Raw genomic sequence first — 20,533 nt, forward strand, 5'->3', positions numbered from 1 at the left:
ATAATGAATCAAAGGCCTTAAACTTCATGTTAGTATAAAAATATACCTCACTATACAAGTCTCACATGTCAGTTGTAGATAATTTTATCGCGCCACAATGCCATCAAGAAATTGAATATTTGTATGAAGATGAACATATATTGGTGATCAATAAACCCAGTGGTTTACTGAGCTTGTCGGGTAAAAACCCGTTAAATAAAGACTCGGTACATTTTCGCTTGATCCAAGATTTTGCAGGCATAACCCTTGTACACAGATTAGATTTTGGTACTTCAGGACTTTTGTTATTAGCTAAACACAAGTCGGCAAACGCTAATCTAACCAAACAATTTCAAGACAAGTTAATCCAAAAACAATATATCAGTATCTTGCACGGTCATTTAGTGAATGATGAAGGCCATATAAATATGCCTATAGCAAAAGATCCCGCTAACTTTCCTAGACTCAAAATTTGTACTCAAACGGGTAAAGTAGCTACGACTCATTATCAGGTTATTGAACGCCTCAATAACCCAGATAGAACTCGCGTATTGTTCACTCCCTTAACAGGACGAACTCATCAATTAAGAATTCATAGCCAAGGCATAGGTCACCCGATTTTAGGTTGTGATCTTTATGGCACCGCTCAAACTCAGGCAATGGCGCCAAGACTGTTATTACACGCCTCGAAAATTAGTTTTAAACACCCAACAAATCAACAATCAATGAGAATAGATTGCCCCTGCCCTTTTTAACTAGCTTTGTATTTTCATCAATAAAAAAAGCCCTGAACATGTAAATATTCAGGGCTTTTTTAGTCATTTGGCAGACTAGCTATTAGTCATTAAAATGTTTATTAAAGATCGCTTCCATTCTTGGATAGTTAACATCAGTTTCGTTATACAACTCTCGCTGTCTGACTAACTCTGTTTTAAGCTCTTTTATCACACCCACGTATTTAGGATCATTGTAGATATTGACCAATTCATCAGGGTCATTTCTCATATCGTAAAGTTCCCAGCCTGCTGGTGTAGGTATTTTGTTTGGCTCAAGACCTGTCTTTTTAACCCACTTCTGATCGTAAAATGGAAATTGTTTTTCACGGTAGTTATCACCATAGAAAAATATCAACTTATAATCTTTACTACGTAAGCCTGTATGCGCCGGAACTTCATGATACATACGATGCGTCCAATAACGATAAAAAGTAGCAGTACGCCAGTTGTCAGGCGTTTCACCTTTAAGTGCAGGGGTAAAACTACGGCCATGCATATATTCAGGTGTTTCTTGTCCTACCAAATCTAGCAAAAATGGTGCGTAATCAGTGTTATTAATCAATAAATCACTACGTTGACCCGCATTGTCGATGCCTGGGTGTCTAACAATAAACGGCATTTGAATAGATTCATCCCATATCCAACGTTTATCTTGATAATCATGTTCACCTAACATCATGCCTTGGTCAGAGGTATAAACAATGATGGTGTTGTCGTATAAACCTTGATCTTTTAAGCTTTGAATTAAACGGGCAATATTGTCATCTACACCTTTAATACAACGTAAATAGCCTTTTACATATTCTTGATAAGCTTGGTGTGTGTATTCATCATCAGGCAAACTTTGATCAATTTTATAATACTGACCATAGTTACGTCTTGGATTACGTTTGGATATAGAGGTACCAATTTCATGAATTAATGAATCATTTTCACCGCGGGTCGCTTTTGAGCCAAAGGTATCCGGTACACCGTATAAATCTACTGGCTCTGGAATAGTCACATCAGCTAAATAATCATTATAACGAGGGGCATATTCAAAATAATCATGAGGCGCTTTAAACTGATGCATTAAGAAGAATGGTTTATCAGATTTACGATTTTTTAACCAATTTATCGAGATATCAGTAATTATGTCTGAAGAGTGGCCTTTATATTCAGTGGTATTATTTGGCCATGGTTTATCACCTTGTACTCTAAAGTCAGGATCAAAGTAATGCCCTTGACCAGGTAACACTTGGTAATAATCAAAAGCACCAGGTTCTTGTTTTAAATGCCATTTACCTACAATAGCCGTTTCATAACCGGCTTTTTTCATTTCAGTAGGTAAATATTGTTGGTCTTTACCAATGCCACCTTTTAAATCTTGTACTCCATTAGTTTGACTATATTGCCCAGTCAAGATTGTGGCACGACTTGGACTGCAGATAGAGTTAGTAACAAACGCATTTTCAAACACCATGCCTTCACTGGCTAATTTATCAAGATTAGGTGTAGGGTTTAATTTGGCTAAACGACTACCATAAGTACCTATGGCTTGTGCAGCGTGATCATCTGTCATGATGTAAAGAATGTTATAAGGTTTCTTTTCTTGTTTGACGACATCTTTGACAGCTGATTTTGTAGCTGTACTATCTTGCCCACAACCAACCAAGAACAAACTAAGCAAACTGATTGAGGTGTAACTACTCAATATTTTTAACGTTTTATTCATTATATTTTCCATATTGTCACAATTCTGAACAAGTGTAATCGATTATAACCTTGAAATACAAACACTACTTTTTATATATGATAACAATGATTTTGTTAATAATTGCCAATCCTAATAAAACCAATGACTTACAATGGTAAAATTTAAAACAAGAAAACATTAATTGTTAACGTTCGACCCCACTCTTTTTTAACAAAACCATAACACTATAAATATACTGAGATTGCAGCTAGTATGACGCATACTTTAGTTAACTATCATTACAAATGACTCAATCAACTATCATTCTATTTTCTTTTTTGTTTTACGCTATTTCTACATTAGTCAGTGCCAGTCAAATAAATAACTCAGCACAAGAATTTGTCGACTCTCTGTCCCCTATGCAAAAATCTACAGCTATCTTTAAATATTCTGATGAACAAAGGTTCGATTGGAAGTTTGTTCCTGCCGCCAGAAAAGGCATTCCGCTAAAACAATTAAATGAACAGCAAAAACAACAGGGCTTAGCTATTTTACATCTCAGTTTAAGTAAACAGGGTTATCAAAAAGCAACAAACATAATTGGTCTCGAACAAGTATTATTTTTATTAAGTGGTAAAGCTTTTCGAGACGATGAATTGTACTACATAAGTATATTTGGTAAACCAAGCCAAGACGCTATATGGGGCTGGCGTTTTGAAGGCCATCATCTATCCCTAAATTTCACAATTAAAGATGGTAATTTATCAGCAGTCACACCAAACTTTTGGGGAGCCAACCCAGCTAAAGTGGCGACTGGCGAAAAACAAGGATTAAGAGTCCTGCAAAAAGAAGAAGATCTTGGGCGAGAATTAATTAACAGTCTGTCGGCTAAGCAACAAACATTAGCTATTATTTCAGATAAAGCATATGGCGATATTCTGACCAAAAATAAAAGCGTTGTCAGCCCGCTAGAAAATAAAGGTATTTTCTATCAAGACCTCAACTCCGCGCAGAAACAACTGATGTTAAAATTAATTTCTGTATATTTAGACAATATGCCTGAAAATATCGCCCTAAGCCGTTATCAGAATATCCAAAAACAATCACTTAACAGCTTACAATTTGCTTGGGCTGGCAGCACGCAAGTCGATAATAAACATTATTATCGTATCCAAGGAGACACTTTTTTAATTGAATACGACAACGTGCAGCAAAATGGTAATCATATCCACACAGTTTGGCGAGACTTTAAAGGCGATTTTGGCCGGGATATTCTCAAAGAACACCATACAAGTCATCAACATTAAAAATATCTTTAACATATGCAATCTAGCGGTTTCAACCTCTCAGAATGTGTAATAGAGTAGCCTTGTTTTATACTCCCTTACCTAATGAGGTTTTTTAATGGTAAAGACTGACTTATTCCACAAATTTTTAGCCTGCCTAACTGGAATTGGTTCAAGTTTATGTTTGCTTTTTTTCATATATTCACATGTTTTACAAAACAAAATGGCAGAAGAAGGCGACAAAATTTTTCAAGACTTATTAAATAGTGCTTCTACCGGCTTCGCGGTAATTAATCAACTAAATCAATTGGGCTTGAATACATGTTCTGAAGAAAATTTATTACAAATGCGCAAGGCGCAATTTAAATCAAATGATATTAGGGATATAGGTTTTTTCATAGAAGATACGTTAATTTGTACCACAGGCGCAGGCATACTCACAAACCCAGTCAAAGAACGACAACATCACTTCTTTCATCAAGGTCACAAGTTTTGGTTTGGTCATACCTTAGAAACACTAGACCAGTCTGTTAAAGGGGTATTAATTCGTAAAGATAAATACAATATTGTGCTTTCCTTTAACGGCTTATTAGATGAATACAAAACCTTTAATCATTATCAAATTGTTGCCAAAAAGAAAGACAATTATATACACCTGCATGGTGAGCAAGGTATTTTTCAAGCTAAAGCATCAAATGATATAAAACACTTTTACATTGGCATTTTTTCACATGCGTTAGAGTTTTGTGATCCTAGCGGTAAAATTTGTATCGCGATAAAGCAACAAAACTTTACCGAACTAAAATTCAGTACTCTGCTGATAATCTTGTTCATAGTATCTGTGTTTACCGGCATCACAGTTTTATATATTTATGATAAGTACATTAACTACTTACGTAGTATGAATAGAAGGATTATTTCAGGTTTGCCTGCAAATCGTTTTATCCCTCATTATCAAGCCATAGTCGAATTAAAAACGGGGAAAGTAATAGGCTGTGAATTACTTGCTCGTTTTGAAGATAAAATGGGGCCACTATACCCAGATAAATTTATCCCAGTCGTGAGCGAACTCAACCTGTCTTGGCCCATGACAGAATATTTCATTCGCGCAGCTATTAAAGATTTTAGCCATATACAAACAGACGGTGCCCCCTTTTATTTGTCTATTAACGTTTTTCCTAAAGACATCAATAACCAAGATATTCTGAAAGCGCTAACATTACTCGAAAACATACCAGCCGACCTGCAAGTTTGTTTTGAAGTCACCGAAGATGAAAAATTACATTTTAATCAAGTAAGTAATACATTAGAGGCACTTTCAGCTACTAACATACAAATTTCTATTGATGATTTTGGTACAGGTTACTCCAATTTATCCCAATTAAAATTGTTAGATATAGATACATTAAAAATAGATAAATCTTTTGTCGACGAGATTGAAACGGGCTCAATTCGTTCCACTTTTATTCCAACGATTATTTCTATTGCCGAAAAATTAAAGGCAGAAATAGTGGCGGAAGGCGTGGAAAATAAATTACAAGTAAACGAATTATTAAAAATGAATATCAAATATGGCCAAGGCTGGTACTTCGCCAAAGCCCTACCCTTTAGCGAATTTCAAAAATATCTAACAGACAATAGTGACTATCGATTTACTAATGATAAAGGTGAATAATTAGGCTCTTTAGTTAAAAGATAAGAGCCATTACATATGAATATTAAAAATCATTTGGATTTGGAATATTTTCCTTTTGTCACAAAATCAAAATCAAAACCCATTTCTCTTAATACATAATCTCGGATATCGTATGCATGATCCGGTGTAACAGTTCCAAATATCCCTTGTTTATCTGTAGGTAGATGGCTCATCGGTTCACCATTAATTTTAAATACAAAATGATCTACCAGTGCTTTCCAAGCTGACTTTTCTTCCTCAGAAAGGTGAGATAACGTATACAAACCATGATACAAAAAATTCATTGGAGACTCTAACTTTCTAGTATCAGCAGTCCAAAAATAATTGACCAGCATACACAAATCCCCCTCTGAACGAACATTGTGCCACCAAAGGTTCGGAATATAGATTGCGTCTCCAGGCTCCAATTCAGCCACATATGCATTATCTAAAGCTTCTTGATACCGTGGATGTTTGTCAAAATCTGGAGATGTGATATCTACCATACTCACGGCTGCACCTGCTATAGTGTGATTAAATGGAGCAGGATAAAGATTTTTAACTTGTTCTGTTGGAAATAAAGTAAAGGTTCTTTTACCACTAATTAAACAAGCTATATTATCGGTAGTATCAAAATGTGTAGAGATAACGGATGAATTCCCCAGCCACATTCTTGGTGAAACGTCACGGCCAAAATCAAACTCAAGTGTGTTATCTTTAGCAAAATCACTTAAATGCTCAGACAATACAACGCCTCCAGCATAAATGGACGCGTTGTCAGATTTCGATTGGGCAATATGACTTATTCGTTGTAAAAAATTAGAAAAGGAATAATCAACTTTATTGAAGTTAAAATCTTCAAATGATTCGCCAAAAAAATAACGGCCATGAGTATCTTCTGGAGCTTCAAACGCCTCTATTCCGTTTGTCCCTCCTGCAGATAATTTGAGTAAATAATCATACAAGCATTGCTCAGATTTATTTGCTTCTTTGACCGATAACCAATTGCTGACAAAGTTTTTCAAAACAACAGGTTTATGTGAACCTGTAATAATTTCATTAGCCGTAGTAGCCGTTAGCGATAAATCATATTCTTGAACTTTTTGCACCCTCGCCCCTTTATTGAATTCTGATTAAACATCTAATACCAATCACGATAATTAATTTCCCACCTGTGCCCAATTTCTGGCGCACAATTTGATAACCTTTTCTTTATCGCTGATAAAGTTATTCCATGCCCGACTGCATTGTATGACAATATCCTCATAGCTATCAAAGCATTGATTGGCCAACTCATTTTGCCTAAGCCATTGCCATACCTGCTCGATTGGGTTTAGCTCTGGAGAATAGGGCGGAAGCTTGATGATACTCACGTTATCTAGGTCATGCGCAATATCGTCTGTATGCCAACCCGCACCATCCATAATCACTACTGCATAGCGATCCAGTTGTGTGCGATTTGATATTAATTGTAAATGTTGTCTCATAATGTCTTTGTTCACCACAGGGGTTATCAAGGCTTCTGTTTCACCTGTCGCTGGGCATACAGCCCCAAATAAATGCGCATACTCAAACTGTTGTTGCTTGACCGCTCTAGGGCGACTACCTTTGTTCGCCCATAAACGTGTAGTGGTGTTCTGTTGACCTATTCTAGCCTCATCTTGAAACCAAATATCGACTTTATCCAGTGTGACATGGCCTGGGATCAATTTGATCGTTTCAATCTGCAGTTTTTTTAAACTCGTCTTGAGCTTCTTGGGACTGCTTAGGGTGCTTAGAGCGACTGGTTATCCAAGAAAACCCTAGCTGATGCAGTAGACGATATATGTTAGTCAGGCCATAGGTAATATCAAATTCTTGCTTCACATAGTCAATGATGAGTGTGCCTTTGAGCCTTCCACCATCAGGTTTTATGGCATGAGACTCAATGTAAATTTTCAACGTCTGCAGTTGCTCAGCTGATAAAGCACAAGGCCGACCAGAGCGCGGCTTTTCCTTTAATCCGTCCAAACCATCTTGGTTGAAGCGCTTCACCCACTCATTCACCATTCTACGGCTGACGTGCAGATACCGAGCCGCTTGCGTGCGATTAACGCCTTGTTGAATATGTGAAAGGGCCATTAATCTGACTCGCATCCGAGCATTTTTTTCCTTCGCTATGAGTGTCGAAAAATCGATATTTTTTAAGCTATGCATGAGAAGAATTAAGATAAGAATACATAACTCAATTAGATCACAAACTTAGTGAAAATGGTATAACTATAAATTACATACCCTCCTATTGTAAGTTTATTTAAACTACGCTTTGGAGCCTGTAACATACTTTGTGTAACTGCCTATCATAATTTACTCTAAGCAGAGTTTAAGGATAGGCAATGAAAATGAATAAAGAATTAGAAGCGTTTGCTAAAGAAGCAGCGAAAGGTATTAAAACCCCTCAAGATTTAAATGAGTTTAGTCAGATGCTCAAAAAAATCACGGTCGAAGCAGCATTGAATGCGGAGATGGATGAGCATTTAGGCTATGGCAAACATGAAAAATCAGCTGTCAGCAATAGCCGTAATGGTAAAACTAGTAAGCGCATAAAGACCGAGGACGGTGAGTTTGAGCTTGATACTCCTCGTGATAGAGATGGCTCTTTTGCGCCTCAGCTTGTCAAAAAACAACAAACTCGTTTTACCTCAATGGATGAAAAAATCCTATGGTTATACGCTAAAGGCATGAGTACCCGTGAAATTGTCGAAGCATTTGATGAATGGTACGGTGCAGAAATATCTCCCACCTTGGTATCAAGAGTCACCAATGCCGTCATTGACGAAATCACTGAATGGCAGGCTCGGCCACTGGATACCGTTTATCCAATCGTTTATATGGACTGCATTGTCATTAAAGTACGCCAAGATAATAGGGTGATGAATAATCTATCTTCTTAGCCTTGGGTATCAATCTAGACGGGCACAAAACCTTGTTGGGCATGTGGATAGCTGAGAACGAGGGAGCCAAGTTCTGGTTAAACGTCCTCACGGAATTACAAACCCGTGGAGTAAAAGATATCTTTATCGCTTGTGTCGATGGCCTAAAAGGCTTTCCAGAGGCCATAAATGCAGTGTTCCCTCAAACACAGGTTCAGCTCTGTATCGTACATATGGTGCGTAATTCGTTAAGGTTTGTGCCTTGGAAAGATTACAAAATCGTGACCACTGAACTGAAAAAGGTTTACCAAGCCAACACTGAGGATGAAGCCTTACTTGAGCTGCAGCGTTTTGGCGAAACCTGGGATGACAAATATCCACAAATCAGCAAGTCGTGGCATGCTAATTGGCACAATCTCAATACAATATTTAAGTACCCTAGCGATATACGTAAAGTAATTTACACCACTAATGCAATCGAATCACTTAACAGCGTCATTCGAAAAGCGTTGAAGAAGCGGAAAGTATTTCCCAATGATGATTCAGCTAAGAAAATGGTGTACCTGGCTATTATGGATGCATCTAAAAAATGGACCATGCCGATCCAAAACTGGCGTCAGGCAATGATCCGATTTATGATTGAGTTCGAGTCTAGACTCGAAGGACATATTTAACTAATGGCAGTTACACAGAATCTGTTACATCCTCACGCTTGTATAAAAACAGTTAATATTTTTTAATATCTGGCTTTACTTAACAGACTATCTATTTACATTTTCCTAGATCACAATAAAGACTGATATTACTTGTCATTATTAGTAACTTTATAGTCAGCGCCTATTTCTAAGTTTTTAATCGATTTCTGCAACCGGGATCATTATGTCCAACAATTCTGGGTCTTTAGAGGGAGTAGTGACGGATAAACTTTTGTATTGATTTACCAACTGACTTAATTCAGATTTACATGAACCACAATTAGTCCCACATTTAAGTTGTTTACCTAATTTATCAACTGAATCACAACCTTGTTGAATGGCATCAATGATGCTGTTTTCACCTACTTTAAAACAACTGCAAATTAACTTACCTTGCTTAAATGCTTCATCAGGCTGTAAGTTCAATAAACCATGGATTTGTTCAAGACTGACTTCACCGCCTGCAAATAAACTATTTATCCAAGTCGTGTCAACATCGAGAAAACCCTCGGCCATAAACACACTTAATGACAACCTTCCTTCTCTTAAGGCAAAGGTACTGGCTATCTCACCGCCTGTCACACTCACCCACTCATCATATAAAGGTAAATTAAGTTGTAACCATAACTTCACTTCGGCTTCGCTATGTTCGGTAGCAAAATAGATCCATGTGCCTTGTTCAACGGGGCTAGTAACAAAATAGTTAAACTTCTCTCTTAGCAATTCTACCGCCAATGGCTGCTTTACAAAGATCTGCCCTTGTAATGGGTAGCTCATTTTACTTAAGGCTACCGCCCCATGCTTTAACTCAGGCTGACCAGATACCTTATCATTGGCATCTGTATATAAAGCAGTAATATTTGAGCTAGAGCTATTAGTGGCACTCCAATGAATCGGTGCAAACACTTCGCCCTTGCGCTGCTTATCATCCAGTACCACTGATAGGCATACATTTGACTGCTCATCACTTAAATGTTCAGCCGTTAAGTTGACATAGTCATTATCATTCAACTCTAACTTTGCCCCATCTTCTGGATGTATCGCTAAAAATGGACGACTGACATGAGAGGTGAGTTCGGACGTTTTGCCGGTACGTGTCATAGTGTGCCATTGATCACGAATACGGCCACTGTTTAACACAAAGGGAAATTCATCCGTAGTCAGCTGTTCTGGAGGGGTGTACTCAGTCAATACAAACTGGGCTTTACCACTTTTTGTATAAAACTTGCCGTCGGTGAATAAACGTTTAGTCCCATCTGGAGCCTGTTTATTAACTGGCCATTGAATAGGTTTAAACCTGTCGTACTCTGGTAACGACATGGCCATCAAACCTGATAAATCTAAATCTCTAGTACCATTATTTTCGGCTGCACTTAAGCCCACATATTCGGCAAATATTTCACTTGGATGAGTAAACTCAAACCCCTGAGAATGTCCCATGGATTTTGCTACTTCACAAATAATTTGCCAATCATGTTTGGCTTCACCACTGGGGGCTAACATGCCTCTTTGTCGTGACATTCTGCGTTCAGAGTTGGTCACCATGCCGTCTTTTTCAGACCAGCCCGTTGCCGGAAAGGTCACATCAGCAAAGGCCAGTGTGTCGTTTTTATCCACACAATCAGACACCACCACTAACTCACACTTTTGTAGTGCCGCCGCGATTTTTTGACGATTAGGCATACTGACCATTGGATTGGTGGCCATAATCCAAACCGCTTTGACTTTGCCAGTGTCAATATCATCAAACATATCTACGGCTTTAAGGCCGGCTTTATTCGCTATAGTCGGTGACTGCCAATAATCCTGTACAATTTGTCTATGCTGAGCATTTTCAATATCCATATGATTAGCCAACATATTGGCTAATCCCCCTACTTCTCGGCCTCCCATAGCATTAGGTTGCCCTGTCAATGAGAAAGGTCCACAACCTTCATGGCCTATTTTACCTGTGGCCAAATGAGCATTGATAATACTGTTGGCCTTATCGGTACCAGATGTCGATTGATTCACCCCCATACAGTATGCGGTGACGACTTTATCTGTTTGGCTAAAAAGTTGATAAAATTTAAGGATCTCTGCTTTTTGAATATCACATGTATCGGCGACCTGCTCCAAAGTCCAACTATTTGACTCGTTAAGTACCTGTTCAAAGCCTTGGGTAAAAGAGTCAATATAACTTGGGTCTAGTCCTCCATTATTAGCTAAATAGTGAATTAAGCCGTTAAATAAAGCCACATCGGTACCGGGTTTAATGGCTAAATGAGTTTCTGCTATTTCTGAAGTAGCCGTTCGCCTAGGATCAATAGTGATCACTTTCATTTCAGGATTAAGCTTTTTAGCTCTTTCTATACGCTGAAATAAAACGGGATGAGTCCAAGCTGCATTTGAACCCACTAAAACTAATAATTCAGTTAATTCAAGATCTTCATAACAACAAGGCACGGCATCGGCGCCAAATGCCCGCTTATAACCGGCGACGGCTGAAGACATACACAATCTAGAGTTGGTATCTATGTTGGCACTGCCTATGTAGCCTTTCATTAATTTATTGGCCACATAATAGTCTTCAGTCAACAATTGCCCCGACACATAAAAAGCCACAGAATCAGGGCCGTGCTCAGCAATGACTTGTTTAAACTTATCCGCAACTGTTGTTACAGCCTGACTCCAAGTCGATTTTTCACCATTGACAGTGGGCACGAGTAAACGGCCATTTATCGAATTGGTTTCTAATAATTTACTGCCTTTAACACACAGGCGACCAAAATTAGCCGGATGATCTGAACTGCCTTGTAAAGCAGTCAGTTGGCGATTTTCATCAACCGACACTTCCACACCACAACCTACACCACAGTATGGGCAGCTTGTGTTCACTAAAGAGGGCTGACAAGCTAGTTTGGTGTTCTCTATGTTTTTCTCAGCAGTTGTGCTGATAATACCCATATATTAATCAGCCAGCTTTAATTGCACTTGATCTTGTTCGATACGAATAGGATAAACCGTCAGTTTAACTGCTTCGTCATCTAAACAAATACCCGTTTCTAAACTAAAACGTTGTTTATATAGAGGAGAAATAATCACCTTTTTATTTTCAACCGAACCTAATAAGCCACGATATAACACATTAGCTTTACCAAACGGACACCAATTACTCACTGCAAAAAGTTGTGCTTGGCCATCGACTATCATTTTAAAAATAGCGATTTGTTGTTCATTCACTAGTGCACAAACACCAGAGTTAGACACTAAATCGGCTTGTGTACAAACGTTAATCCAATCATTTTGTGTTGTCATTGTCAGCTCCTTAAACCAGTTCTACAGCAAGCTCTTCAGCTTTTTGTTGTGCATGTTGTTGTTTTTCTTGTTCAGTAGCAGGACGAATTTGATCTCTTTCTTCTACAAACACAATGTTTAAGTCAGACTTATCGCTATTCACAAATTGACGGAAACGTTTACGCGACTCTTGGTTTTCAATCGCCGTTTTCCACTCACATTGATAAGTATCAACAACGTGTTGCATTTGCTCTTCAAGCTCGGCAGCTAATCCAAGTGAATCTTCAATTACCACTTGTTGTAAATATTCTAAGCCGCCTTCAAGGTTTTCCATCCACACAGAAGTACGTTGTAAACGATCTGCGGTACGTACATAAAACATCAAAATACGGTCGATATATTTGACCATAGTTTCGGTATCTAGGTCGGTGGCAAACAAGTCACCGTGGCGAGGTTTCATACCGCCATTACCACAGACATATAAGTTCCAGCCATTTTCTGTGGCAATTATGCCTATGTCTTTACTTTGTGCTTCGGCACATTCGCGGGTACAACCAGAAACAGCAAATTTAAATTTGTGCGGGGCACGTAGACCTTTGTAACGGTTTTCTAAGTCAATGGCTTGGCCAACAGAATCTTGCACACCATAACGACACCAAGTACTACCCACACAAGATTTAACGGTTCTAAGGGATTTAGCGTAAGCATGACCGGTTTCGAAACCAGCATTAATCAAAATTTCCCAGATTTCAGGTAATTGCTCTACTCGAGCACCAAACAAATCGATACGTTGTCCACCGGTGATTTTGGTATAAAGCTTATAGTCTTTACCAACTTGGCCTAAAACAATGAGTTTTTCTGGGGTGATTTCGCCACCAGCGATACGAGGGATAATCGAATAAGTACCGTCTTTTTGCATATTACCAAGGTAAGTATCATTGGTATCTTGCAAGCTAACGTGATCTGACTTCAATATAAAATCATTCCAAACCGAGGCTAAAATAGATGCTGCGGCAGGCTTACAAATTTCACAACCTAGGCCTTTACCATGCTTTGCTACTAAATCATTAAACGTTTTAATTTTGCCGACTTTAACTAGGTGAAACAATTCTTGGCGAGAGTAAGCGAAATGTTCACATATGTCCTTTTTTACCTCAACACCTCGCTTAGTTAGCTCGCTGTCGACCACAGATTTAAGTAAAGCAGCACAACCACCACAGCCAGTCGCCGCTTTAGTGCAACCTTTCACAGCTCCCACATCACAAGCGCCTTGATCTACCGCTTCAATAATGTCGCCTTTAGACACATTGTGACATGAACAAATGGTCGCTGTATCTGGAAGGGCATCGGCACCTAATGCCGGTGCATCACCCGAACCTGCAGGTAAAATCAGTCCTTCTGGGCTTTCTGGTAATTCAATATCGTTTAACGCGTATTGCAGCAAAGTATCGTAGTCACTGGTGTCACCAATTAATACAGCACCTATCAATTTTTTCTGAGCAGCATCAACCACAATCTTCTTATACACTTCTTCAGGTTGGTTCTCGTAAGTATAACAAAGTGCGCCTTCGGTACGTGCATGGGCATCACCAATTGACCCCACTTCTACCCCCATGAGTTTTAACTTAGTACTCATGTCAGCACCTTGGAAAGTGACATCTCCCCCTGTGATATGGCTAGCTGCGGCTCTAGCCATAGTGTAGCCAGGGGCGACTAAACCATAAATAAAGTTATTCCACAGGGCGCACTCACCTATAGCATAGATATCTGCATCGCTGGTTAAACAATGGTCATTTACCACTATTCCACCACGCTCACCAATGGCAATATCAAATTCTCTGGCTAAGGCATCTGAAGGTCGAATACCTGCAGAGAACAAAATCATATCTGTTTCTAATTCTTCACCGTCAGCAAAACACATTTTATAACGACAGGTATCACCGGCTTCAATACTTTGGGTGGCTTTTTGGGTATGCACTTGCACGCCTAAAGCTTCGATTTTGCTACGTAATAAACGTCCACCACCACCATCTACTTGCACAGCCATTAATTGTGGAGCAAATTCAACCACATGAGTTTGAAGACCTGCTTCTTTCAATGCATTGGCTGCTTCTAAACCTAACAACCCACCGCCCACTACAACGCCCACTTTACTGACTTCAGATGAAGCACTGATGGCTTCTAAATCTTCAATAGTACGATAAACTAAACAATGTGGTTGATCGTTACCAGGAATTGGAGGAACAAAAGGATAAGAGCCAGTCGATAACACTAACTTGTCATATTCATACACATCACCAGACTCGGTGGTAACAGATTTTGCCAACTTATTGATGTTGACGACCTTAGCATTCAAGGCAAAATTAATATTATGCTGCTCATAATATTCAGGAGTAGTTAAGGCTAATTCGTCAGCTGTTTTACCTGAAAAATATTCTGAAAGATGAACCCTGTCATATGCTAAGCGAGGTTCTGCAGACAAAACCACCACATCTAATTTTGTACTATTATCTGTTGTATTTTGTTGAATCAGTTGGTCAACAAAGTGGTGTCCCACCATGCCATTACCTACTACTACAATACGCATTTTTTGCGCGCTACCTAGATTAACTGAACTTGACATTATTCACCTCTGTAATTGCTTTAAAAACAAAAAAGCCCACACTAATTAATCGTAATAAATTAGGGTGGGCTTCTTTGCCAGACCATAACCTCACGCTATTGTGAAGACACGGACAATAAGTTGTATCAAACAAACTGCTTTGATTTGTTTAGTGCATTTACATATACAGATTTAATGCCAGTTTTTTATCCCTTATAATTCATATAGTTAACAATAAAGCTATTTATTTCACTTATACATATCGCTTTAATTTGGGGCGTTTGCACCAAATTGGTTCAGTAAATACAGAATCTTGTGATTTTACAATTTAGCCGTTGCCTTTAGTAAATAACTAACTGTATGCTGAGCAGGTTTTTTGCCCTTCACTTAATGGATTATTATAATTTCATGGCCTTACTAAAAAAGATCGCACTCATCACCGGCACATTCTTCGCATTACACGTTCAAGCAGCTTCAGTCTGGAAGGTCACATCTGAAAATAAGCAAATTTTTATAGGCGGTACTATGCATGTATTAACTGCAGAGGATTACCCACTACCAAAAGAATATGACCAAGCTTACCAAGCCTCAGACAAACTCGTTTTTGAGACGGATATGAAAGCTGTAACATCCCCTGAGTTTGCGCAACAGTTAATGTCAAAAATGATGTACTCTGACGGCACAACATTAGATAAAGTACTCAAACCCAGCACTTATAAGGCTTTACTTGAGCATTTAGCAGCTCGTGGTCTACCCATACAAAATTTCGTTAACTTTAAACCCAGCTTACTGGCCATTAGTTTAAGTATGATTGAACTAAAATTGATTGGCTTAAGTAGTGAAGGCGTAGATGCATATTATTCCAATTTGGCTAGCAAACAAAACAAAGCACAATTATGGCTAGAATCTCCCGATCAACAGATCCAGTTTTTAATGGATCTTGGTCAAGGAGATGAAGATAAAATGATTGAATACACCTTAAAAGACATTAAAAAAATGCCAGACATGATAGAAAAACTCCGTCTGGCATGGCGCGCTGGTGACATGCAGACCATGACAGATATCAGTATTAAAGAATTTAAAACTGATTACCCACAAATTTATCAAGATCTTCTAGTAACACGGAATAACAATTGGCTACCGGAAATAGAAAGTATGCTAAAAACCCCAGCCACTGAATTCATTTTAGTGGGTGCTATGCATTTAGCAGGCCCCGATAGTGTATTAACTAAATTGAAAGCCAAGGGCTACAAAATAGAAAAGTTATAAAATGATACATTAAAAGAGCAAAATTTAAATTTTTGCTCTTCCTCTTTTAAATCATTTTTGCCATAGTGTTGGCTATTATTAATAGCCAAGCCATACTCTTAGTTAAGTGAAAATTCTCCTATGCTACACACCTGTGATAATCCCGGTCTGTTACCTATTTCAGAGGCTATCTCTGCTATTTTATTACAGCTTGAATGCCCAAATACTCAGGAAAAAGTAACACTTGTTTCTGCACGAGGCAGAGTATTAGCCAAAGATATAGTATCGAAAATTCAAGTGCCACCGGCAGATAATTCGGCAATGGACGGATATGCCATGCGCTGTGAAGACTTAGCCATAAGTAACAACTTACAATTAATGGGAACAGCATTAGCCGGACAACCCTTTACTGGTACTGTTGCTGAAGGACAATGTGTACGCATAATGACAGGTGCAATTATTCCCACTGGCGCTAATTCTGTAGTGATGCAAGAAAATACCCAAGCAGATGGGAATACTATTACCTTTAAACAGATCCCAGACGAAGACAATAGTGTTCGAAAAGCCGGCGAAGATATTCAACTTGGTCAAGTAGTTGTAGCAAAAGACACAAAACTTACAGCGGCACACCTAGCATTAATTGCTTCGATTGGTGTAGCTGAAGTAGACGTCACAACAAAATTAACAGTCGGTTTAATCGCTACTGGTGACGAACTCACGCCAGCGGGGCAAGATTTAGCACCCGGTGCTATTTATGAAAGTAATAGATACGCCTTACAGGCACTGCTTGAGGATTACCCAGTAAAAGTCATAGACTACGGTATTGTGAAGGATGACAAAACATCCCTAAGAAAAGTATTTTTCCAAGCAGATCAAGACTGTGATTTAGTGCTTTCGTGTGGCGGAGTTTCTGTGGGTGATGCGGATTATGTCAAAGATATTCTACAAGAATTAGGCGAAATCAATTTTTGGAAAGTCGCCATTAAACCGGGTAAACCTTTTGCTTTTGGTAAACTCAAACAAGCATGGTTTTGTGGCTTACCAGGTAATCCAGTGTCTTCATATGTAACCTTTGAACAATTAGTGACACCACTAATAGAAAAATTAACTGGGCAACAAACCTCTAGCCCTCATTATTTTATTGCCAAGGCAGCCGAAACCATTCGTAAACGCCCAGGCCGTGCAGATTATCAAAGAGGTATTTTTTACCGAGATGAGACTGGTGAATTATGGGTAAAGCCCAACGGCAAACAAGGCTCAGGCATAATGAGCTCCATCGCTAACGCAAACTGTTATATGATGCTGCCACAAGAGTCAGCTAACATCAACCAAGGTGAGCCCGTTAAAATTGAGCCTTTTTAAGATGCAAGAAGCTAGTCAATGATGAAAATACTAAATAATTAAAAATAGCATAATTATCATGCGCTTAGTTAAACACGCATAGCTTCTTTCACTTTTACACTCGCAGCTCGGGGCTCGTCACTCGTCACTGCTTTTACTTTTTAACTAGTAGCTCGAAACTAAACATTCGTCGCTGCTTTTACTTTTACATTCGAGACCCTAAGTGGCATTTAAAAAAGAACTAAAAACCATTGCTCATCTTGCATGGCCGTTACTCATAGCACAAATTACTCAAACTTTAATGGGTGTGTCAGACACCATAATGGCGGGTCGATACTCGGCTACCGATATGGCGGCTGTAGCTATTGGTTTCAGTTTTACCCTACCAATTATTGTATTTATACAAGGCATTACCTTAGCCTTGCCGCCTATTATTTCTCGCTTAAATGGGGCGAAAGATGTCAGCAAAGTCGCCAACTACACTCAGCAAATGGTCTGGTTAGCCTTGGCCTTTTCAGCCATTGCAGTGGTATTTGGCTTTTTGTTTGAACCCCTCACCCATTATATTCAAATGGAGAAAGAGCTAGGCAAAATAGCGGTAGATTATATCCAGTATGTGTTGTTTTCGATGCCTGCTTTTGCTTTGTACCAAGTACTACGTAATTATTGTGAAGGTTTATCCATCACAAAACCCAGTATGATCATTATGGGCATTGGTTTATTGGTGAATATTCCCGCCAATTATATACTTATCTATGGGAAATTTGGTTTACCTGAAATGGGTGGTGCTGGCTGCGGGGTGGCCACAGCGCTGGTATTTGTCGCCATGTTTATCGGCACTTGGTTATACACACTAAAAGCAAAAGCCTTAGCCAAGTATGAATTATATCGTCATCTATATTTACCCGATCTAACGGTTATCAAAGAATGCTTAAAACTAGGCTTACCCATCGCTATGACCATACTATTTGAAGTCACTTTGTTTGCCGTTGTAGCCATATTATTGGCGCCATTTGGCTCAATTGTGGTGGCGTCTCATCAAGTGGCGCTAAACTTTTCTGCCCTGATGTTTATGATCCCTTTAAGTATTGGCATGGCTACCAGTATTCGTATCGGTTATTTGTTGGGAGAAAACAGACCAGAGCAAGCAAAAATCACCACCCGTTGCGCCTTTTTGGTAGGTATTTCTATTGCCACTTTCACTGCCAGTTTCACCATGATTTTTCGCAATACTATCGCAGAGCTTTATAGTATTGATCCCTTGGTGATTGAGTTGGCATCAAGTCTATTATTATTGGCTGCTTTGTTTCAATTCTCTGACGCTATCCAGGTTATTTCGGGTACAGCATTAAGGGGTTATAAAGACACTGCTGCTATGTTTTATCTAAGTTTTACCTCATATTGGCTAGTAGGACTCAGCATTGGTTGTGTTTTAGGCTTAACCGATTGGATAGTACCTAAAATGGCCGGAGCAGGTTTTTGGATTGGCTTTATTTGTGGCTTAACCTGTGCGGCGATTACGTTAGGTATTCGTCTCAAGTATATTCAAAATCACCATGTTCAACTGCAAAGAAAAGCCTAACATGCAATTACTGGATATCGCTTATCACGAACACTCAACCGCCCCCATGCAAACTAAAACAACAAGCATGGTAACTCGTGTGGCGGGTGTTGATGGTGATTGTCGAGGTAAACCCGGTAAACGGCAAGTGACTGTCTTGAGTCAAGATCAATGGCAACTTGCATGTGATGAGTTAAATACTCCAATGCCTTGGACATACCGCCGTGCAAATTTACTGGTTGATGGGATCTCTTTTGATGCCAGTTATCTGGGTAAGCAAATCCAAATTGGCCAGTTACTGTTATTGATCACCCGAGAAACGGATCCCTGTCCAAGAATGGATGCCCAACATCAAGGGCTCACTCAAGCATTAATGCCCGACTGGCGAGGAGGAGTATGCTGTAAAGTCCTCGCCGATGGGCGAATATCAGTTGGCGATACCGTACAAATTTTAGACTTAAATCCATCAAAATAGACATTAATTTATTAACATAGACAGTCTAATGAACGCTTTTTAAATGTTACAACAACGCTGAATTTCATCCATTTTACAGGTAATGACCGACACATTTTCATAGCCTACCCTTTGTAATTGTTCTGCCCCTAAGGCAGCACGAGCAGAAGTAGCACAGTGTAAATAGATTGGACGCTGAGGATCTTTTTCTAGCTCCATCATTTTCATTTCTAGTAAACCTCGGGGAATATTTATCGCCCCTTCTGCTGGCAAGGCTAAATGCTCGGAAGGTTCACGTACATCAATCAACCAACCTTTATTAGCAGCTCGTTCATCAGCAGCAGTTTGCGCATCAATACAGCGAATGTTTTGTTTTACTTGTGCAATTAAATCACCTACAGGTTTCAACATACCTTACTCCTTTAAACCTAATTTTTTTAACATTGCGATTGCAGGGCACCAGCAAGTAAATGCTGATTGAATTAAATTCAGCCCAATGAATATACTGAAGAAAACCCAATTTGGATGAACCCAGTATGTTAAAGCTAATGATAGTAAAAGCATACTACCAGCAAATAAACGTAACGCGGCGTGTAATTTCATTTTGTCTTTCCAGTATCAAGTTACATTTATATTATCTCTTACTAATATAAGAAGCAACTAATATTAGTAAATTCTAATATACTTGTTATACTGGCAACATATTCTCAGTTATTTCCTGTATTAGGATAAATATGAACCTTGAACAGCTAGCTAATAATGCCGGTCACGCCGAGTCATTTTTGAAAATATTGGCCAATAAAAACCGCTTAATGATTTTATGTACTTTGATGGATCAAGAGCGCAGCGTGTCTGAATTGAATCAAAGTATTCCTCTAGGCCAATCAGCTTTGTCACAACATTTGGCAATACTACGAAAACATAAATTGGTTGATAGTCGACGAAATGCCCAAAGTATTTATTATTCAGTTAGCGATCCTCGGGTTATTCAGATCATACAAAAACTCTATGAGTTTTTCTGTGGTGCTTAATTTTTTAAAAATGGAGATACCC

16 protein-coding genes and 1 pseudogene are annotated in these 20,533 nt (G+C 38.9%); 9 read left to right on the forward strand and 8 right to left on the reverse strand.

Annotated features, from left to right (window positions below; all coding sequences use genetic code 11):
* Nucleotides 1-65: 65 nt before the first annotated feature.
* Nucleotides 66-734, forward strand: coding sequence for an RluA family pseudouridine synthase (locus GQR87_RS13725; RefSeq protein WP_158970237.1), 669 nt, complete (start codon nucleotides 66-68; stop codon nucleotides 732-734).
* Nucleotides 735-816: 82 nt separating this feature from the next.
* Here GQR87_RS13725 and GQR87_RS13730 read toward each other — a convergent pair whose 3' ends face one another.
* Nucleotides 817-2,469 (reverse strand): sulfatase, encoded by a 1,653-nt coding sequence (locus GQR87_RS13730; RefSeq protein WP_233267267.1) that lies wholly within the window; start codon nucleotides 2,467-2,469, stop codon nucleotides 817-819.
* Nucleotides 2,470-2,735: 266 nt separating this feature from the next.
* Between GQR87_RS13730 and GQR87_RS13735 the strand changes: the two genes are divergently transcribed.
* Nucleotides 2,736-3,737, forward strand: coding sequence for a DUF3500 domain-containing protein (locus tag GQR87_RS13735; protein ID WP_158970239.1), 1,002 nt, complete (start codon nucleotides 2,736-2,738; stop codon nucleotides 3,735-3,737).
* Nucleotides 3,738-3,834: 97 nt separating this feature from the next.
* Nucleotides 3,835-5,391, forward strand: coding sequence for an EAL domain-containing protein (locus GQR87_RS13740; RefSeq protein WP_158970241.1), 1,557 nt, complete (start codon nucleotides 3,835-3,837; stop codon nucleotides 5,389-5,391).
* Between the two features lie 50 nt (nucleotides 5,392-5,441).
* Here the strand turns inward: GQR87_RS13740 and GQR87_RS13745 are convergent, their stop codons facing one another.
* Together GQR87_RS13745 and GQR87_RS13750 are read right to left on the reverse strand one after the other, a co-directional pair.
* Entirely contained in the window at nucleotides 5,442-6,500 is a 1,059-nt protein-coding gene (locus GQR87_RS13745) for a cupin-like domain-containing protein (protein ID WP_158970243.1), read from the reverse strand.
* Between the two features lie 51 nt (nucleotides 6,501-6,551).
* Nucleotides 6,552-7,587, reverse strand: a protein-coding gene (locus GQR87_RS13750) for an IS630 family transposase (RefSeq protein ID WP_158970245.1) whose coding sequence is annotated in 2 segments (ribosomal slippage) — nucleotides 6,552-7,127 and nucleotides 7,129-7,587 — 1,035 coding nt in all. Because the reading frame shifts where the segments join, the coding sequence is not laid out codon by codon here.
* 185 nt (nucleotides 7,588-7,772) lie between these two features.
* Here GQR87_RS13750 and GQR87_RS13755 point away from each other — a divergent pair.
* Nucleotides 7,773-8,977: pseudogene (locus GQR87_RS13755) on the forward strand (IS256 family transposase).
* 177 nt (nucleotides 8,978-9,154) lie between these two features.
* Here the strand turns inward: GQR87_RS13755 and GQR87_RS13760 are convergent.
* Genes GQR87_RS13760 through nirB form a run of 3 tightly spaced genes read right to left on the reverse strand, consistent with a single transcriptional unit; the run spans nucleotide 9,155 to nucleotide 14,897 of the window.
* Nucleotides 9,155-11,944 carry a nitrate reductase gene (locus GQR87_RS13760; RefSeq protein WP_158970247.1) on the reverse strand — a complete coding sequence of 930 codons (2,790 nt, stop codon included), beginning with the start codon at nucleotides 11,942-11,944 and terminating at the stop codon, nucleotides 9,155-9,157.
* A gap of 3 nt (nucleotides 11,945-11,947) precedes the next feature.
* Nucleotides 11,948-12,295 (reverse strand): nitrite reductase small subunit NirD, encoded by a 348-nt coding sequence (gene nirD, locus GQR87_RS13765; protein WP_158970249.1) that lies wholly within the window; start codon nucleotides 12,293-12,295, stop codon nucleotides 11,948-11,950.
* A gap of 10 nt (nucleotides 12,296-12,305) precedes the next feature.
* The gene (gene nirB, locus GQR87_RS13770) at nucleotides 12,306-14,897 is read right to left on the reverse strand and encodes a nitrite reductase large subunit NirB (RefSeq protein WP_158970251.1); all 2,592 of its coding nucleotides are present in this window, start codon (nucleotides 14,895-14,897) and stop codon (nucleotides 12,306-12,308) included.
* A 387-nt stretch (nucleotides 14,898-15,284) separates the two neighbouring features.
* Between nirB and GQR87_RS13775 the strand changes: the two genes are divergently transcribed.
* The 4 genes from GQR87_RS13775 (at nucleotide 15,285) to GQR87_RS13790 (ending at nucleotide 19,501) form a co-directional block, all read left to right on the forward strand.
* On the forward strand, nucleotides 15,285-16,145 hold the full coding sequence (locus tag GQR87_RS13775; RefSeq protein ID WP_158970253.1) for a TraB/GumN family protein: 861 nt from the start codon (nucleotides 15,285-15,287) through the stop codon (nucleotides 16,143-16,145).
* A 120-nt stretch (nucleotides 16,146-16,265) separates the two neighbouring features.
* Entirely contained in the window at nucleotides 16,266-17,486 is a 1,221-nt protein-coding gene (gene glp, locus GQR87_RS13780) for a gephyrin-like molybdotransferase Glp (RefSeq protein WP_158970255.1), read from the forward strand.
* 202 nt (nucleotides 17,487-17,688) lie between these two features.
* Nucleotides 17,689-19,047, forward strand: a complete 1,359-nt coding sequence (locus tag GQR87_RS13785; RefSeq protein WP_158970257.1) for an MATE family efflux transporter — start codon at nucleotides 17,689-17,691, stop codon at nucleotides 19,045-19,047.
* Nucleotide 19,048: 1 nt separating this feature from the next.
* Nucleotides 19,049-19,501: an MOSC domain-containing protein gene (locus GQR87_RS13790; RefSeq protein ID WP_158970259.1), complete on the forward strand. Its 453-nt coding sequence runs from the start codon at nucleotides 19,049-19,051 to the stop codon at nucleotides 19,499-19,501.
* Between the two features lie 39 nt (nucleotides 19,502-19,540).
* Here GQR87_RS13790 and GQR87_RS13795 read toward each other — a convergent pair whose 3' ends face one another.
* On the reverse strand, nucleotides 19,541-19,891 hold the full coding sequence (locus GQR87_RS13795; RefSeq protein WP_158970261.1) for a rhodanese-like domain-containing protein: 351 nt from the start codon (nucleotides 19,889-19,891) through the stop codon (nucleotides 19,541-19,543).
* A gap of 3 nt (nucleotides 19,892-19,894) precedes the next feature.
* Nucleotides 19,895-20,083, reverse strand: coding sequence for a DUF2892 domain-containing protein (locus GQR87_RS13800; protein WP_158970263.1), 189 nt, complete (start codon nucleotides 20,081-20,083; stop codon nucleotides 19,895-19,897).
* Between the two features lie 131 nt (nucleotides 20,084-20,214).
* Between GQR87_RS13800 and GQR87_RS13805 the strand changes: the two genes are divergently transcribed.
* Nucleotides 20,215-20,511: a metalloregulator ArsR/SmtB family transcription factor gene (locus GQR87_RS13805; protein ID WP_158970265.1), complete on the forward strand. Its 297-nt coding sequence runs from the start codon at nucleotides 20,215-20,217 to the stop codon at nucleotides 20,509-20,511.
* The last annotated feature ends 22 nt before the right edge of the window (nucleotides 20,512-20,533 follow it).

The sequence above is a fragment of the Paraglaciecola sp. L3A3 genome, from assembly GCF_009796765.1.
GTDB lineage: Bacteria > Pseudomonadota > Gammaproteobacteria > Enterobacterales > Alteromonadaceae > Paraglaciecola.

Bases quoted from the DNA above. Each gene is read 5' to 3' on its own strand.
- nirB (WP_158970251.1), bottom strand. From the start codon at position 14,897: ATGTCAAGTTCAGTTAATCTAGGTAGCGCGCAAAAAATGCGTATTGTA.
- GQR87_RS13735 (WP_158970239.1), top strand. From the start codon at position 2,736: ATGACTCAATCAACTATCATTCTATTTTCTTTTTTGTTTTACGCTATT.
- GQR87_RS13795 (WP_158970261.1), bottom strand. From the start codon at position 19,891: ATGTTGAAACCTGTAGGTGATTTAATTGCACAAGTAAAACAAAACATT.
- GQR87_RS13775 (WP_158970253.1), top strand. From the start codon at position 15,285: ATGGCCTTACTAAAAAAGATCGCACTCATCACCGGCACATTCTTCGCA.
- glp (WP_158970255.1), top strand. From the start codon at position 16,266: ATGCTACACACCTGTGATAATCCCGGTCTGTTACCTATTTCAGAGGCT.
- GQR87_RS13730 (WP_233267267.1), bottom strand. From the start codon at position 2,469: ATGAATAAAACGTTAAAAATATTGAGTAGTTACACCTCAATCAGTTTG.
- GQR87_RS13805 (WP_158970265.1), top strand. From the start codon at position 20,215: ATGAACCTTGAACAGCTAGCTAATAATGCCGGTCACGCCGAGTCATTT.
- GQR87_RS13800 (WP_158970263.1), bottom strand. From the start codon at position 20,083: ATGAAATTACACGCCGCGTTACGTTTATTTGCTGGTAGTATGCTTTTA.
- GQR87_RS13790 (WP_158970259.1), top strand. From the start codon at position 19,049: ATGCAATTACTGGATATCGCTTATCACGAACACTCAACCGCCCCCATG.
- GQR87_RS13760 (WP_158970247.1), bottom strand. From the start codon at position 11,944: ATGGGTATTATCAGCACAACTGCTGAGAAAAACATAGAGAACACCAAA.
- nirD (WP_158970249.1), bottom strand. From the start codon at position 12,295: ATGACAACACAAAATGATTGGATTAACGTTTGTACACAAGCCGATTTA.
- GQR87_RS13725 (WP_158970237.1), top strand. From the start codon at position 66: ATGTCAGTTGTAGATAATTTTATCGCGCCACAATGCCATCAAGAAATT.
- GQR87_RS13740 (WP_158970241.1), top strand. From the start codon at position 3,835: ATGGTAAAGACTGACTTATTCCACAAATTTTTAGCCTGCCTAACTGGA.